The sequence below is a fragment of the Staphylococcus durrellii genome, from assembly GCF_015594545.1.
GTDB lineage: Bacteria > Bacillota > Bacilli > Staphylococcales > Staphylococcaceae > Staphylococcus > Staphylococcus durrellii.
Genome location: NZ_JADIIO010000001.1, coordinates 1,247,956 through 1,263,956, shown reverse-complemented (window position 1 = coordinate 1,263,956; position 16,001 = coordinate 1,247,956). Strand labels below are relative to the sequence as shown.

The window sequence follows — 16,001 nt, the reverse complement described above, 5'->3', positions numbered from 1 at the left end:
CTCCTATTACTTGATAGTTTGAATTAATTCGAACATTGGAAGCATTATTACTAAATAGAGTGCTATTATTAAGAAAGCTAAAATACTAAAAGTTAAAGGCTGGATTATTTGAATTTGACGTTTCATACGTTGTTCAATTTTAGTTCTGATTATAGCGCTATAAAATTGTAATTCTAAACCTAATTTACCGCTTTGTTCTCCTTGTGTAATAAATGTAATTAGGTCTGATTGATAACAAGATAACTTTGATAATATTGTACCTAGTTTATCACCTTGTTGTGTTCCTCGAGCAATGTGTGCAGCTAGAAATTTCAAATAGCGATCATCATTTTGCATTTCATAGAGCTTAACTATATTTTGTAAAGTAACGCCATGGCGATAAAATAATGACAATTCTGAAGCAAGTCTATATGTTTTGAAGAGTCTGAAGTAATGGTTAATTATAGGTATAAATGTCATGAATTTAATTTGTTGTGGAATTGTTAATCGTTGATATATCGACCAAAAAATAATAATTAGGATAGATATGAAGGTCACACTATATAATATTATTTTAGGTAGTACTGTTATGAAGAGACTCATAAATTGTTGCAATGGTGAGAGTTTAACGTCCATTGTTTTAAAGAGCTCATTGAATTGAGGAATAATAGTATAATTCATTGTAACTAGCATGATCATAAAGATAGATATTAAAACTATTGGGTATTGTATAGTTTTAAGTAACATCCTTTTTGCATGATAATTTCTTTCTAAATATGTTTGTACATGAACTAAACAAATTGACAAATCTCCAAAAAGTTCCGCAAAGTAAATAAACATAACTACTGATTGTGGAAAACGTAATGATTTTAATATTTGATTACAATTTGCACCAGAAGATATCGTTGCTAAAATGTGTTCTTTTATAGTGTCTCTTCTGAAAGTTGTTTGCTGTATTAAAAGCTTAAATGCCTCTGATACTGTAAAACCATGAGTTAATAAATCATTTAATCTACTAATAAATTCAATTTGTTCTTGCTTAGAAATGATTTTACTTGGATATTTTTTAAATATATTTTTGGTAAGTTTCTTCACAAATTACCCCCTCTTCGGTTAGAGATTTTAATTCTTTTGGTAAGCTTTGAAAATCTTCAGGTAACTTATAATTGTGTTCAAAGAAATAATGAATATCTGCATTGGACATATTCTCAGCGATTAAAAATCTTTGATTATCATTAGATGTGACTAAACGTTGATTAGTAATATTGAGCACAGATTGAGTTAGTTCTTGTTTTGTAACATCCATTTCTAGTAAACGCAATAAGGTTCCTTTGCAATTATTAGCATGCATAGTTGTTAATACTAAATGACCACTTAAACTGGCATGTATAACTTGCTTAGCAATTAGTTCATTTCTAATTTCACCAATTAGTATTACATCAGGATCACAGCGTAAAATAGCTTTAAAAGAATTGTGATAGTTTATTCCTGCTTTTTCGTTAACTGAAATTTGTGTAATCCCATTAATAATACGTTCAACTGGATCTTCAATTGTAATAACATTTAAATTCAATTGTTCTTTAGCATACATCGACATATGATACATACTCGTACTTTTGCCAGAACCTGTCGGCCCAGTGAATAATAGTAAGCCTTGCTTTTTATTCATTAAATTATATAAATAAGAGAAGTTTAAAGGTTGTTGTTGTGGATCAAAATAGTGAGGAACGATTCTAATAACACAACTTTCCAAACCAAGTGATAACGGGAGTGTAGAAATACGAAGATAATATAATTCTTTACGTTTATAAACATATCTGCCACTTTGAGCTTTGTGACTCGTTGAGACATCCAAATTGGCTTGATATTTCATAAAGGTTAATAGCTTTATATATAAATTTTTAGTTATTGCTTGTTCATGAATTAATTCGTCCTGTATGCGTAATTTAATACAAACCTTATTATCAGTAGGTATAAAATGGATATCAGAACTATTTTTATTAATAGCTTTATTAAGTATTTCATTGAACAATAATTTCAAAAAAGTCACCTCCTACTAATATATACGTAAGAGGTGACTAAATTACTTCTAGCCATGTAAAAATGGATTAAATTGTTCATCGTCAACAGTTGTATATGGCCCATGTCCTGGGAATAAAGGTAAATCGCCTTCTAAATTGAATAACTTATCTTGTATAGAGTCGACTAGCGTTTCATAATCTCCCATATATAAATCTGTACGACCGATGCCTTGATTAAATAATGTGTCTCCAACAATTGCGAATTGTTCAAAAACAAAAGTTAAACTACCAGGAGAATGACCAGGCGTGTGTAAAATTTCAAAATCAAACCCTTCGATACTAACTTTACCTTCTTCTAAAGATATTGGCTTAGCTTCACTTATTACTTCAGGTAAACCTAATTGTTTAAATTTTGCTGAGCCATTTTTTTCTGTATTTTGTAAAAAGTCAAACTCAATGTTACTCATATACACAGATACTTGATATTTATCTATAATATCATCTAATGCAGCTATATGGTCAAAATGAGCATGAGTTAATAATACCGCTTTAACTGGTTTATTTAGTTGGTTAACTTTTTTAATAATCTCGCCACTTTCACCTGCAGGATCAATTATGATTATCCCGTGATTATTCTCAATGAAATAACAATTAGTCTCTACTGGACCTAGTGTTAAGCTAGATATTTTCATTACTATCACCACTATGATTTAGATGCTTTTCGACAGAAGTAAGTTTGTCTCTCATTTTTCTAGATTTATCACGTCTATCATCTATTCTAATGTTAGTACAAACTCTATCTAGACCTTCATTAAATGGTAATTCATGAATAACTTGAACAACTTCTAATAAGTCTGCTAAATCACCTTCAATTAAAGTATTCATTGGTGTAAGTTGGTAGTCTATTTTTCCGGCTTGTTTGTATTCTTTTAATTTTGTTTGTATTTCTGCTATATATTTACTAACGCTTGGACCTTCTGTACCTACTGGGATTATTACAACGTCAACAATTGCCATTATTTAATACCTTCCTTCTCTAATACATAAGTATAGATTAAACCTGCAGCACCTGTAATTCCTGCATCATTACCTAATTCTGCTTGAACAATTTCAGTATCTTGCTGTGCAGGTGAAAATGTTAGATTATAATATTCGGTTTTAATATTTTCAATTAGTATTAAGCCAGCTGTAGACATTCCTCCGCCTAATACGATGTATTTAGGATTGCTTGTAACACTAATTATACTACATAGGTAAGCGATATAATTAGCTACTCTCTCTGTAATAAAGATACAGAATTGATCGCCAGCTTTTGCAGCATTAAACACAGCTTTAGCTGTGACATTATTTGTTTTAATTAACTCTAAAATTGATGATTTGAATGTTAGTTTAGGATAGTAAAAATTAACTAAATTAACGACTCCAGTTGCAGAAGCTACTGTTTCAACACAACCAGACTTGCCACAATTACATTTAAATCTTTGATCGTGATCTACTCTAAAATGACCAATTTCTGCTCCTGATCCATTGTGACCGTGCACTATTTCACCGTTTGAAATAATACCGCCACCAAGTCCAGTACCTAAAGTAATAGCCACTACATCATCTGAACCTTTACCGGCACCTTTATGTTTTTCGCCAAGTGCTGCAACATTTGCATCATTATCAACATAAACTGGACAAGACACAAACTGTTTGAAAATTTCTCTAACGTTTACATTGTTTTTCCAATACAAGTTAACTGCACCATTAACTATACCAGTTTTAAATTCTACTGGTCCTGGTACACCGATACCAACACCTATGACATCATTAAAAGTATAGCCAAAAGCATTAACTTTCTCTTCAAATGAATCGTAGACACCTTTAAGTAATGTATAACCAGTTGAATCTGTTGTATCAGTTTCGATTGACCATTTTTCCAATCTTTCTAAATTTTCATCGAACAAACCTAACTTACAAGTGGTTCCACCAACATCTGCAGCTAATATGATTTTCTTCATTTATCTATTCATCCTTCTCTGCTTTATAATTAATTTACATTTAATATAATCGTCTTTTGATATTAATTCATAATGGAATAATTGAGAAATTTCTTGCTCAATCATTTCATACATATCATCTTTATCTTTAAAATAAACAATAAAACCGTATTTTTTTAACAATTGTAAAACATCATAAAAGTTATTAAGATTTTGTCTCATTTAATCTTTCAACTCTTTTGTTAAATTTAAGTAATCGTGATTATGTGGATCGGCCTTAAGTGCTTTTCGTGCGTATTTTCGTGCTTTATCTTTATCATCTAAAGCGCGATTAGCGATGGCAAGTTCATAATTTAATATACCTGAGTGAGGATAATATCTCAATCCACGTTCCCAATCCGCTATACCTTCAGCTCTAGAATTAAGTGTCGCTGTTATCAAACCATTCAAATAATATGTTTCATCATCAGCATAATTTTTTTTAATTGTTTGCTTTACCATGGTTTGTGCTTCTTTGTAATTACCTTGTTTCATTTCATTAGTAATAATTGTATTGTAAATATTATCCTCTTTGATAGTAAATATGCGAATTTGTGCAGCTACGAAAAGCATTAAAACAATAACCAGCACTACCCAAAATTTATTCTTATCAAAGGTAAAATAATGACCTAACAAACAAATAAGGAAACCACCTATTAAACCACCTACATGCGCATAAACATTAATATTACTCATAAATAAAGAAAGCCCAATTAAAATAGCTAACACAATGAGTAATTGACCAATTAATTTTTTATTAAACCTTTTACTAATATACATAAATGCAAATAGTGCACCAATTAAACCAAATATGGCTCCACTTGCACCTGCAGACACAGTTGTAATATTAAAGGATAAAGAAGCAAAATTAGCAAAAATTCCTGCAAACAAATATATTACAAGCATGCGCCAGTGTCCTATAATAGATTCTACTATTTTACCAAAAATAAATAGACTCAGCATATTCATTAAAATATGTTCGAAATTATAATGTAAAAATATCGAGGTAATTAAACGATACCATTCACCATGAATAACATTGAAGTGAACTAAACCACCAGCATCTAATAAACTTAACTGAGTAAAGTGATTGAAAAACAAAATCATCGATAACCATATGATGACATTAATTATAATCAAAGTATATGTAACGGGTGCAAATCTTAACATATGCTTTTCAATCGGATTGTTGTTTAAAACACGTTTTTTGTAATAGGATAATGTATGTTTATTATTATCTTGCTTAAATAAAGTTTTGACAAATAAATTAGGTAATATACGTTCAAGTGCCTGCTCGTTTCTGATAACCTTGATGACATAATTTGTTTTACCAGTTTCATTTAATTGTTCATCGGTAAATTTATGATCCGTAATAAAATAGAAAGTAACTTTTTTAGGCTCAAAAGATAGAAGTTCAGTAACATCTTGTTTATGTTCTTTAATTTTATCTTTAGTAAACCTTATCTCTTGAGAAGACTTTATGTCATAATTAAAAATTACTAGCTCATTTTTTTTACGATGAGCTAACCATAATTCATAGTTGTCTTCATCGTTATGAACTAACTCAAAATTAAAATATTTAATCCAAAAATAACTGCATTTCCAAAAATGCTTTTCTGTAACCATTTTTGCCTCCATTATTAAGTTGTAGCGATTATTATTGCGTCTACTGGTTGATCATGGCCTTCTATCTCGAAAGCATCAATTTGAAAATCATAAATCAAGCTAATCGTATCTTGTTTATGGTTAGCTAGGTATTTATCGAAATACCCTCCACCATAACCAATTCGATATCCGTGCTGATTAAATATAATGCCAGGTACAATTAATAAATCTAAATTCTCTGTAGTTTGATTATCGGCAATCACATGATTAATACCTTTACTATCTAATTCAATAGTGGCTAAATCAGTAATTTCTTTAAATATCATAGAATGAAGTTCGTAGTTTGTTTCAGGAACAAAAACTTGTTTTTTATCTTCAAACATATGTTTAATTATTTTGTATGTATTTACTTCATGAGGCATTGATAAAACAATACCTACCTTTTGTGCTTCTTGATAAAAAGTTGTTTCATATAATTGTCTAGCTAAAGAATCATCAGCTAATTGTTTGTTAGTGCCTGAAAATGATTTCATTTTATTAAGCATCTGTTTTCTCATTTTAACTTTAGTCAAATGCTCACCCTCTTCGTTACTATACTGACAATATTATAACGTTTCTTAATTATAATGTCATTTAACTGATACTTTTTCATTGAAAATAAAAAACTAGGTTCATAAGAACCTAGTTTTTAGACGAATTATTTTGTTTCACGGTGCATTGTGTGTTTGTTATCACGAGCACAGTGTTTTTTCATTTCGATTCGTTCAGGATTAGTACGTTTATTTTTAGTTGTAATGTAGTTTCTTTCTCCACATTCTGTGCAAGCTAATGTTACGTTTACGCGCATGCTAATTCCTCCTTACCTTTTCAAAATACGACCTATTTATCATACCACTTACTTGAAAAATTGAAAAGTATTTATTTTTAAATAAATTGCTTGATATCGCTCTTCAAATAATAAATGATTAGTATTTACCGTTTCCACCATTATTTATCTTTATTTTTAAAATAGTCGTTTATTATATTTTTGCCAACATCTCCGCCGTTTAACCATGGTTCTGGCACCGGTTGATTAGTATAGACTATCGAGAACGCTAATTTTGGATTCTCAATTGGTGCATAGCCGATGTAAGTTGAATTTACTCTTGGTTTTCCATCTTGGAATACTTCGGCTGTACCAGTTTTACCTGCAGAAGGCACATCCGTATTATGGAAACTTTCATAACCAGTACCTGGTGTTTCGTTAAATACCATCTTGAAACCTTTTTGAACTTCATTCATTTGTTCATTGGTGTTATTAACTTTATTTAATACATTGCCTTTAATTTTTTGCTTAACAGGTCCTAATGTATCTTGATTTGTTGCATTTCTAATTTCTAAACCAATATGTGGTTGAATTCTATAACCGTTATTAGCAATTGTAGATACATATTGTGACAATTGCATTGGCGTATAAGTATCATATTGTCCAATCGCTAAGTCAAGGTAATTACCAGGATTGTTATTTAAAGGTTCAATCTGACCACTAGTTTCATTTGGTAAATCGATACCTGTCTTAACGCCAAGACCAACTTGATTTAACCCTTTACGCAATTTTTGACCGGCCTCAGTAATGTCTGATGGTAAGTTCATATTTGGTAAATATGGATGGCCTGCTATTTTTAATGCAGTTTTAAACATATAAACGTTTGATGAATGCATTAAAGCTTGTTTATCGTCAATCGTAACTTTACCATTTTGGTTAAAGTATGAATGTTTTTGTAATCCGCCAGCAAATTTCAATGGTTCATCGACCATTTTTTCGCCAACTTTGATAGCATTATTTTGGTAACCAGCTAATAACGTTCCACCCTTAACTGATGACCCAACAGCATATTGGGAAGTAAATGTCCCTATATCATAATCGGTCATACTACCATCTTTATGAATTTGTTTACCTACCATCGCTAAAATATCACCATTATTAGGATTTTGCACGACCATTAAGGCATTATCCATATTATTAGCGCCTTGACTACGTAATTTACTAATTTGTTCTTTAAGATATTTCTCAGTTTTACGTTGTAAATCGATATCAATACTTAATACTAAGTCATCCCCACGAGAACCAGGATTAACAACTTTAGAATTTATAATATCTCCTGACTTATCAGTAGTATATTTCATTTCCTTTTTTTTACCTTTGAGAATGTCTTCATATTGATATTCTAGATAAGATTTTCCTACACGATCATTACGAGAATAACCTTTTGATAAATATTTATCTGTTAACTCTTTTGGAATACCTTCTTTAGAAGTCGATACATCACCTAATACGCCTCTCAAAGTATCTCCATAAGGATATTTTCTATCCCAATCAGTACTAGTGTTTACGCCAGGTAATTGCTTTAACTTTTGTGACACGGCAGCATATTCTTTTTTCGTGACGTTATCATTTTTAATGATTTGTGGGTTTAATGTTGAACCAGACATCATCTCACGATATATAGCAAGGACTTGTAAATCTTTGTCTGATAAACTATTCAATTGTTTTGATGTTATTTTTTTATGTAAAGTATTGTCATATTGTTCTTGTGAAATACTGCCATCATTTAATAGACTTTGCTCATGCTTCATCATAGATTTAGATTTATTGGGGTGCTTTTGAATCCAATAATCCTGTTTATCTCTATCAGTAACTTGATCAGTATCCATGTGAATAAGTTGAGATAACTTGCGCGCAGTAGTTAAAACTTCAGCTTGTGATGTTTTTTTACCGCGTGTATATGTAATTGCCATCTTTGATGCATTATCTACAATGACTTTACCATTTCTATCAAGTATTCTACCCCTAGGCACTGACTCATTAACAGTTATATTTTCACTATTTTTAATTTGCTGTTTATAATGAGAACCTTGGGCAATTTGCAAATAACCTAATCGCAGTACAATAATAGCAAAAATAAAAACAATTAGCCCAAAAACAAAGCTAACCCTTTTATTCATAGTATTTCTTATCTTTTCATCATTTGACTTTTCTTTTAAACGTTTTAACAAATCAACCTACCTCTATTCAATAGTTCTCTCTTCAAATGATATATTAAATTACTTTATTTTTCTATAATTTTAATAAAAAAAATGACAGCCTCTATAAAGGCTGCCATAAACTAAATAAAATTATTTAGCTGCATTGTATAATTCGTCAACTTTTTCCCAGTTAACTACGTTCCAGAATGCACTAATGTAATCTGGACGTTTGTTTTGATATTTAAGGTAATATGCGTGTTCCCAAACATCTAAACCTAAGATAGGTGTTTTGCCTTCAGTTAATGGATTGTCTTGATTAGGTGTAGTGACGATTTCTAAGTTACCGTTATTAACTACTAACCATGCCCAACCTGAACCGAAACGTCCTGCAGCTTTGTCAGCAAATTCTTCTTTAAAGGCATCTAAAGAACCCCATTGTTCTTTAATCTTATCAACTACAGTACCTTTTTCTTCAGAGTTAGGAGTTAATAATTCCCAGAATAATGAGTGGTTTATATGTCCCCCACCATTATTACGAACAGCTGTTTGAATGTTTTCAGGAACGCTGTCTAAATTTGCAATAATTTCTTCGATTGACTTAGATTCTAAGTCAGTTTCTTCAATTGCTGCGTTTAATTTTGTTACATAAGTGTTATGGTGTTTATCATGGTGAATTTCCATCGTTTCTTTATCGATGTGTGGTTCTAACGCATCAAACTCATAAGGTAAATTTGGTAATTCAAAAGCCATAAATAATCATCCTCCTAATTAATGTTAAATAAAGCATAACAATTATTATATATGACAACAATTAAAATGCTTATCATTTTAATCAGACATGTAATTAATAAATTGTCATCTTTGTTACTCTTATATTATATCTCAAATTGGGGATTTTTAAACATATTAACTTTATAAAATGTATGTTTGACAGTAATTCAGACCAATGGACTATATATACAATTTTAATAAAGGGCATTTTATTACGATTAGTTAATAATTACATCCTAAAAAAAGAACTGGTCTTCTATATTTATAGAAAACCAGTTCCATATTATAGTTATAAACATTTTTCACAAATGCCATATACTTCTAATTTATGTGTGTTTATTTCTACATTAGGCAGTTTTTTTTGGATGGCATCCATAGGACAAAATTCAATTACTTTTGTATCACCACAACATTCACATATAAAATGATGATGGTGATGATCAGTACAAGCAATTCTGAATTTCATTTCACCATCTAGTTCAGTACCTTCTATAATATTTAATTCTTTGAATAAATGCAGATTCCTATAAATAGTATCAAATGAAATGCCTGGATAGTTTGTATCCATTTGATGTTGTACATGCTTTGCATTAATATATTTATCTTCTTCTACAAAAATATTCAGCATGTCACGACGTTTATCTGTATACTTATGACCATCTTGTTTAAGAATTTGAATAGCTTCTTCAGTTTTCATCTGCTTCAACTCCTTTTTTATGTCGAAGGTTTAGTTTTTGATACAGCATTGTGCAAGCTAACATCAACACTAATAAAACAACGATAACCCCACCAGGAGATATGTTAATATAAAATGCTAAAATTAACCCGATTACAACGGCTAATTCACCAATAATTATACTAAATAATATAAGTTGTTTAAAACCTTTTGTAACTCTCATAGAAATGGCTACAGGCAAAGTTATTAACGCACTAACTAAAAGTATACCAACTACGCGCATAGATGCAGATATTACCATAGCTACAATTGCTATAAATAAAAACTGTATCCATTTTGGGATGCCAATGACTTTACTATATTCTTCATCAAAAGATAAGATAAATAATTCTTTGTAAAAGGCTAAAACAAAAAGTAAGACAATAGCTACGATTGCTACAATTGTTAATAAATCACTTAGTGAAACTGCACTAATAGAACCAAATAATAATCCTACTATTTCTTGATTAAAACCATCTGCTAACGAGATAAATATAGCACTTAATGCTATACCTGCGCTCATAATAATAGGTATCGCAATTTCTTGGTAATTACTATACGATGTTCTAAGTTTTTCAATTAATAGAGCACCAATGATGGCAAATAAAATACCACACCACATAGGATTTATAAATGTTAATACTGGTAATACTGTTATTAAAAACATACCAAATGAGATGCCTCCAAGTGTCACATGGCTTAATGCATCTGCTATTAGAGATAACCTTCTAACTACTATAAAAGCACCTATAAGTGGAGCAATAAAACCAACTAATAAACCACTTAACAATGAATATCTCATAAAATCAAAATTCAATAACGCATCAATCATTTGTACAACACTCCCTATCATGTTGATGGTCTACGAATTTAATAGGGTGTCCATAGATTTTTGAAATTTGTACTTCGTCTAAGGATTTAAATTCTTCGGTAGAACCGTGGAAATGCAAGTGTTTATTTAGACATGCTACTTCAGTCGCAGTATCAGCAACTACACCAATATCATGTGTTACTAAAATGATTGTTACGCCTTCTTCTTTTAATTGGTTTAAAGTATTGTAAAAATCATTAACATGTTTTGCATCAATACCATTAGTGGGCTCATCGAGTATTAAAACTGTAGGATTACTTATTAAGGCTCTGGCAATAAGTATTCTTTGTTGTTGACCACCTGATAATTCAGCAATATTTGCACTGCTTAAATGTTCGATATTTAATCGTTTTAAAACTGTATTAACTTTTTGTTCATCATTACGATTGAACCAGCGCATTAATTTTTTGCGCTTCGTTAGACCGCTAAGGACGACCTCTTTTACACTAGCAGGAAAACCTGATTTAAATGCGAGTGCCTTTTGCGATACATAACTAATTTTTAACATTGATTGTTTCCCTTTATAATCTTTACCATCCACAAAAATTTTGCCACTTTGCAGAGGCAAAAGACCTAAAATTAATTTTAGCAATGTTGATTTCCCTGCACCATTTGGTCCAACAACAGCTAAAAACTCACCTCGACTAATTTTAATATTAATATTATCGAGGACTTTCTTATTATCGAAAGCATAATTTAAATTTTTTAATTCGAATACTGGCGTAGTCATGATTTCACCTCGACTAATACTATACAATGTGAGAACCATTATGTAAATAGTAATGTTTACGACTTAACTACAAAAGGTAACCGCACACTTAGTAATTAAACATTTATCTTATTACTAGTTAGTACGATTACCTTAATTTTATTAATATTACTGTTGTAAAATCTTTTCTTTTAAATTGGGATCAAATTGTTGATTCTTTATCATGTCAATTTCATATTTATATGGCGGTTTCTTGTTTTTTTTATCTTCGCCTACATAAGGTGTTTCTAAAATTTTAGGGATTTCTTTAAATGTTTCATGATGAATTACATAATTTAATGCGTCAAAACCAATATGACCAAAGCCGATATTTTCATGGCGGTCTTTGTGTGCACCGATTGGATTTTTACTATCATTAACATGTAAAACTTTAATTCTATCGATACCAATTATCTTATCGAATTCATTAATTACACCGTCAAAATCTTCTTTTACGTTGTAACCAGCGTCATTAGTATGACAAGTGTCAAAACAAACTGACAGGCGTTCATTATTGTGCACGCCATCGATGATTTGAGCTAATTCTTCAAAGCTACGTCCAATTTCCGAACCTTTACCCGCCATTGTTTCTAAAGCGATTCTGACATCATTATCTTGTGTTAACACTTCATTTAAACCTTCTATTATTTTTTTAATGCCAACTTCTGCACCGGCACCTACATGCGAACCAGGATGTAAGACGATGTCTTTTGCCCCAATAGCTTCAGTGCGCTCGATTTCATTTTGTAAAAATTCAACGCCTAAGTTAAAAACATGTGGTTTCTCAGTGTTAGCTATATTAATAATGTAAGGTGCATGTACAACTATATTTGATAGACCATAGTTCTCCATAGCTTCATGTCCTTTAGTAATATTCAAATCTTCTATAGGTTTTCTACGCGTATTTTGAGGGGCACCGGTATAAATCATGAAAGTTGATTCACCAAATTTATGTGCTTCTTCTGCTGAACCTTCTAACATCTTTTTACCACTCATTGAAACATGAGAGCCTAGTAACATAACAATCACCTATCCTTTTTTATTTTTACGGGCTAGTCTATTTTGACGCTTACTATATTGTTTGCGCTCTTGACGTTTTAAGTTTTCGACCTCTTGTTTAAATTTCTTTTTGTAGCCAGGTTTAACTTTATTTTTATTGTTTCGTTTAACTTTATTTTTAATTTGATTTGTTAATTGGTTATCTTGTTTCTTTCTTACTTTACGTTTATTGTGTGCCTTAATAGCTTTAAGTTCATCGTCTTTAATATCAACGTCGTTAAATGTATAACCACGTTCTTCAATTAACGCAATATTTTCTTCTTCATCTGGACTGTATAATGTAATGGCCACACCGTGATATTGACCACGCCCTGTACGACCAACACGATGTGTGAAGAAGTCAATTTCATTCGGCACATCAAAGTTAATTACATGGCTCACACCAGGTATGTCGATACCTCTTGAAGCTAAATCACTAGCGATAACATATTGAAATTCTAGATTTCTAATACGTTTCATTTGTTGCTTTCTTTCACGTGGTGTTAAGCCACCATGAATCATACCAACTTTAACGCCAGCTTCATTAATTTGTTTAGCCAAATCATTTGCGCTATCACGACTATTACAAAAAACAATACCTAAATATGGATGTATAACATTCATTAATTTTAAAGTTTTTTCAACTTTATCTTCACTTTTTGTAGGTATTAGGTAAAATTCAATGTTTTCTTTATTTTGTGATGGCTTTTCTATTTCGATAAATTCCGGTTGCTCTAAATATTTGTTTAAAAATGGATGTAAAGATTTTGGAATTGTCGCACTAAATACTGCAATTCTTGCTTCCTCATCTAAACGTGCCGCAATTAAATCTACTTCTTCAATTAAACCTAAATCAATCATTAAGTCGGCTTCATCAATAACTAAATATGATGCTAGATGAGCATGCAACTCTCCGTTTTTAGCTAAATCATTAATTCTAGTTGGCGTACCTATAACTAAATGAGGTTGCTTTTTGGCACGTTGTCGATCTTTTTCAATATCTGTACCACCAATAAATAATTTAACAGATATATTTTCTTTAAATTTAGTGAGATGGCTTGCTGCATCGAATAATTGTTGTGCTAATTCACGTGTAGGAGCTACGATAATTGCTTGAGGTTCATTAATAGAACTATCGATGCGCTGCATCAATGGTAATAAGAAAGCATGAGATTTACCCGTACCTGTTTGAGATTGTCCGATAATACTTGTTCCTTTAATAATTTTAGGAATCACTCGACTTTGGATTTCAGTCGGTTTGTTAAAGTTTAAATCTTTTATTGCTGTGATTAATTCTGTGTCTAAATTAAAATTTTCAAATGGATGGTTAGCCACGTTTTGGCCCTCCTTATAGTTCATCTTATTCATTATAAAACAACTGTCATTAAATTTGAATAAGTTTGTTAGTTGTTAACATATTATATATATTGGAAAGGATTAGTATTAATAGTTGAGGCTTTGATGTTAAAAGTTATGTCTTTGCATTTTAACCAAGCATGTAATAGATCCAACAAACCCTCTTTCATTACGTATTCACTGTAATGATTAATATCTAATATGTTTATTGCATTTGTTTTCGCATCTAAGGCGTCATGATGTTTAACGTCCCCGGTAATAAAAATATCGGCACCGCTTGCATTTGCTTTATATTCAAATCCAATTCCCGAACCACCTATTATCGCTACATGTTTAACTGTACTTTCTATGTCACCAGTAAAACGGACGCTTGGTATAGACAAACTTGTTTTAACCGATTCCGCAAAGTCTTTAGCTGTTAATGGTTTATCTAACTCACCAATCATGCCTAAACCATAATCAGCAACTTTAGTCATAGATATAAAGTCATAGACTGGCGTTTCGTATGGGTGATATTGTTCGATTAATTGTTGCGCTAATGATTTTTGATTAGCTTTAATCATAAATTCGACTTTACATTCCTTAATTGCTTCAATTTCATCCATATTGCCGATAAACGGTTTAGCACCCGTCACAGGTTTAAAGTTGCCTGTGCCTTTACTTTCGAAAAAGCAGTGTTCGTAATCTCCTTCAGTGGCTAATCCGTGTTCACTAAGTTTGCCTTTTAACAATTCTTTGTGCTCTTCAGGAACAAAGAATTGTACTTTATAATATGCGTGTGTTTCTTCGTTCAAGAAAGATAAATTTGACAATCCAATTTTATCGGCAAGCATTTTATTCACACCATATTTATAGACATCTAAATTAGTATGTAAAGCAATTAAATTAATATTGCTTTTAATTAACTTACGAATAATAGCACCATAACCATCGTTCTCGACTATATTATTCACGCCTTTGAATATCAATGGATGGTGACTAATAATTGTATTGTAGTTAAGAGCGATGGCTTCTTCTACTACGTCATTCGTACAATCTAAAGTAGTTAGTATGCCGGTAACTTCACTTTCTTTATCACCTATTAATAATCCAACATTATCCCATTCCTCTGCAGTATCTAATGGAACATGTTTATTAATAATGTTTAAAAGTGTATTAATTTTCATGTCCAAGCACCTCTTTTATTAGTATGATTTCCTGTTCGACCTCTTTTAATCTAGACTGGTGTGTAGAAGCATCAAGTTGCTGTGCAATCGTTTTTAATGCTTGCAATTCACGAGTCCATTTTTTTATAAAATATTTATTCTTATTTTGAATTAATTGCGGTCCGAATTTGCGTTCTTGTTCAGTTAGTACCATATCATAATTAAGTTTATCAGCGACAATAATTTCGTAAATATGCTTTTTTTCTTCTAATATCTCTTCGTTAGTTATCGTGTATCCAAATTGTTCTAGCCATAGCCTAATCGGATATGATTGTATATTACTTTGCAAAATCAATCTAGGATAATTTGTTAATTTGTTGCGCCCTTCTGCTAATATTTTAGCAATGAGTGGGCCACCCATACCGCAAATAGTAATAGTGTCTATGTCATTGTTCTCTGGCAAAACTGATAAACCATCTCCAAGTTTAACTGATATTACATCATTTAATTGGTGTACATTTACGTTTTGCTCAGAAGCCTCAAATGGTCCCTTTATGACTTCACCTGCTATAGCTTTACTTATAAGTTTATTTGAAACTGCATATATAGGTAGATAAGCGTGATCTGATCCAATATCAGCCATGTACTCGCCTTTAATAAATTCACTAACCTTTTGTAATCGTTTATTTATTGTGATCATTACTGTACTCCTCTAATTAATGTGA

Annotated in this window: 18 protein-coding genes; all 18 read right to left on the bottom strand. The window is 31.1% G+C overall.

Annotation, left to right across the window (positions count from 1 at the left end; translation table 11 throughout):
• Positions 1–6: 6 nt before the first annotated feature.
• Complete coding sequence (comGB, locus tag ISP02_RS13125) at positions 7–1,074, bottom strand: competence type IV pilus assembly protein ComGB (RefSeq protein WP_195720707.1); 1,068 nt, start codon at positions 1,072–1,074, stop codon at positions 7–9.
• Complete coding sequence (comGA, locus tag ISP02_RS06150) at positions 1,046–2,020, bottom strand: competence type IV pilus ATPase ComGA (protein ID WP_195720706.1); 975 nt, start codon at positions 2,018–2,020, stop codon at positions 1,046–1,048. Before comGA ends, comGB begins: the two co-directional genes overlap by 29 nt.
• Positions 2,021–2,068: 48 nt before the next feature.
• Positions 2,069–2,692 (bottom strand): MBL fold metallo-hydrolase, encoded by a 624-nt coding sequence (locus ISP02_RS06145; protein WP_195720705.1) that lies wholly within the window; start codon positions 2,690–2,692, stop codon positions 2,069–2,071.
• Entirely contained in the window at positions 2,679–3,017 is a 339-nt protein-coding gene (locus ISP02_RS06140) for an MTH1187 family thiamine-binding protein (RefSeq protein ID WP_195720704.1), read from the bottom strand. Before ISP02_RS06140 ends, ISP02_RS06145 begins: the two co-directional genes overlap by 14 nt.
• Entirely contained in the window at positions 3,017–4,003 is a 987-nt protein-coding gene (locus tag ISP02_RS06135; protein WP_195720703.1) for a glucokinase, read from the bottom strand. The genes ISP02_RS06140 and ISP02_RS06135 overlap by 1 nt, the downstream gene beginning before the upstream one ends.
• A complete protein-coding gene (locus ISP02_RS06130) occupies positions 4,004–4,204 on the bottom strand; it encodes a YqgQ family protein (protein ID WP_195720702.1) in 201 nt (66 codons plus the stop codon).
• Positions 4,205–5,647 (bottom strand): rhomboid family intramembrane serine protease, encoded by a 1,443-nt coding sequence (locus ISP02_RS06125; RefSeq protein WP_195720701.1) that lies wholly within the window; start codon positions 5,645–5,647, stop codon positions 4,205–4,207.
• Between the two features lie 14 nt (positions 5,648–5,661).
• Positions 5,662–6,198, bottom strand: coding sequence for a 5-formyltetrahydrofolate cyclo-ligase (locus ISP02_RS06120; protein ID WP_195720700.1), 537 nt, complete (start codon positions 6,196–6,198; stop codon positions 5,662–5,664).
• A 125-nt stretch (positions 6,199–6,323) separates the two neighbouring features.
• Positions 6,324–6,473, bottom strand: a complete 150-nt coding sequence (gene rpmG, locus ISP02_RS06115) for a 50S ribosomal protein L33 (protein ID WP_002483181.1) — start codon at positions 6,471–6,473, stop codon at positions 6,324–6,326.
• A gap of 140 nt (positions 6,474–6,613) precedes the next feature.
• A complete protein-coding gene (locus ISP02_RS06110) occupies positions 6,614–8,662 on the bottom strand; it encodes a peptidoglycan D,D-transpeptidase FtsI family protein (RefSeq protein ID WP_195720699.1) in 2,049 nt (682 codons plus the stop codon).
• Between the two features lie 120 nt (positions 8,663–8,782).
• Positions 8,783–9,382, bottom strand: coding sequence for a superoxide dismutase (locus tag ISP02_RS06105; protein ID WP_195720698.1), 600 nt, complete (start codon positions 9,380–9,382; stop codon positions 8,783–8,785).
• A gap of 310 nt (positions 9,383–9,692) precedes the next feature.
• The gene (locus ISP02_RS06100) at positions 9,693–10,100 is read right to left on the bottom strand and encodes a Fur family transcriptional regulator (protein ID WP_195720697.1); all 408 of its coding nucleotides are present in this window, start codon (positions 10,098–10,100) and stop codon (positions 9,693–9,695) included.
• A complete protein-coding gene (locus ISP02_RS06095) occupies positions 10,090–10,950 on the bottom strand; it encodes a metal ABC transporter permease (protein ID WP_195720696.1) in 861 nt (286 codons plus the stop codon). Before ISP02_RS06095 ends, ISP02_RS06100 begins: the two co-directional genes overlap by 11 nt.
• Positions 10,943–11,719: a metal ABC transporter ATP-binding protein gene (locus tag ISP02_RS06090; protein ID WP_195720695.1), complete on the bottom strand. Its 777-nt coding sequence runs from the start codon at positions 11,717–11,719 to the stop codon at positions 10,943–10,945. The genes ISP02_RS06095 and ISP02_RS06090 overlap by 8 nt, the downstream gene beginning before the upstream one ends.
• A 147-nt stretch (positions 11,720–11,866) precedes the next feature.
• A complete protein-coding gene (locus ISP02_RS06085) occupies positions 11,867–12,757 on the bottom strand; it encodes a deoxyribonuclease IV (RefSeq protein ID WP_195720694.1) in 891 nt (296 codons plus the stop codon).
• Between the two features lie 9 nt (positions 12,758–12,766).
• Positions 12,767–14,110, bottom strand: coding sequence for a DEAD/DEAH box helicase (locus ISP02_RS06080; protein ID WP_195720693.1), 1,344 nt, complete (start codon positions 14,108–14,110; stop codon positions 12,767–12,769).
• Positions 14,111–14,193: 83 nt separating this feature from the next.
• A complete protein-coding gene (locus ISP02_RS06075; protein WP_195720692.1) occupies positions 14,194–15,297 on the bottom strand; it encodes a Nif3-like dinuclear metal center hexameric protein in 1,104 nt (367 codons plus the stop codon).
• Entirely contained in the window at positions 15,287–15,976 is a 690-nt protein-coding gene (locus ISP02_RS06070) for a tRNA (adenine(22)-N(1))-methyltransferase (RefSeq protein ID WP_195720691.1), read from the bottom strand. Before ISP02_RS06070 ends, ISP02_RS06075 begins: the two co-directional genes overlap by 11 nt.
• Between the last annotated feature and the right edge of the window lie 25 nt (positions 15,977–16,001).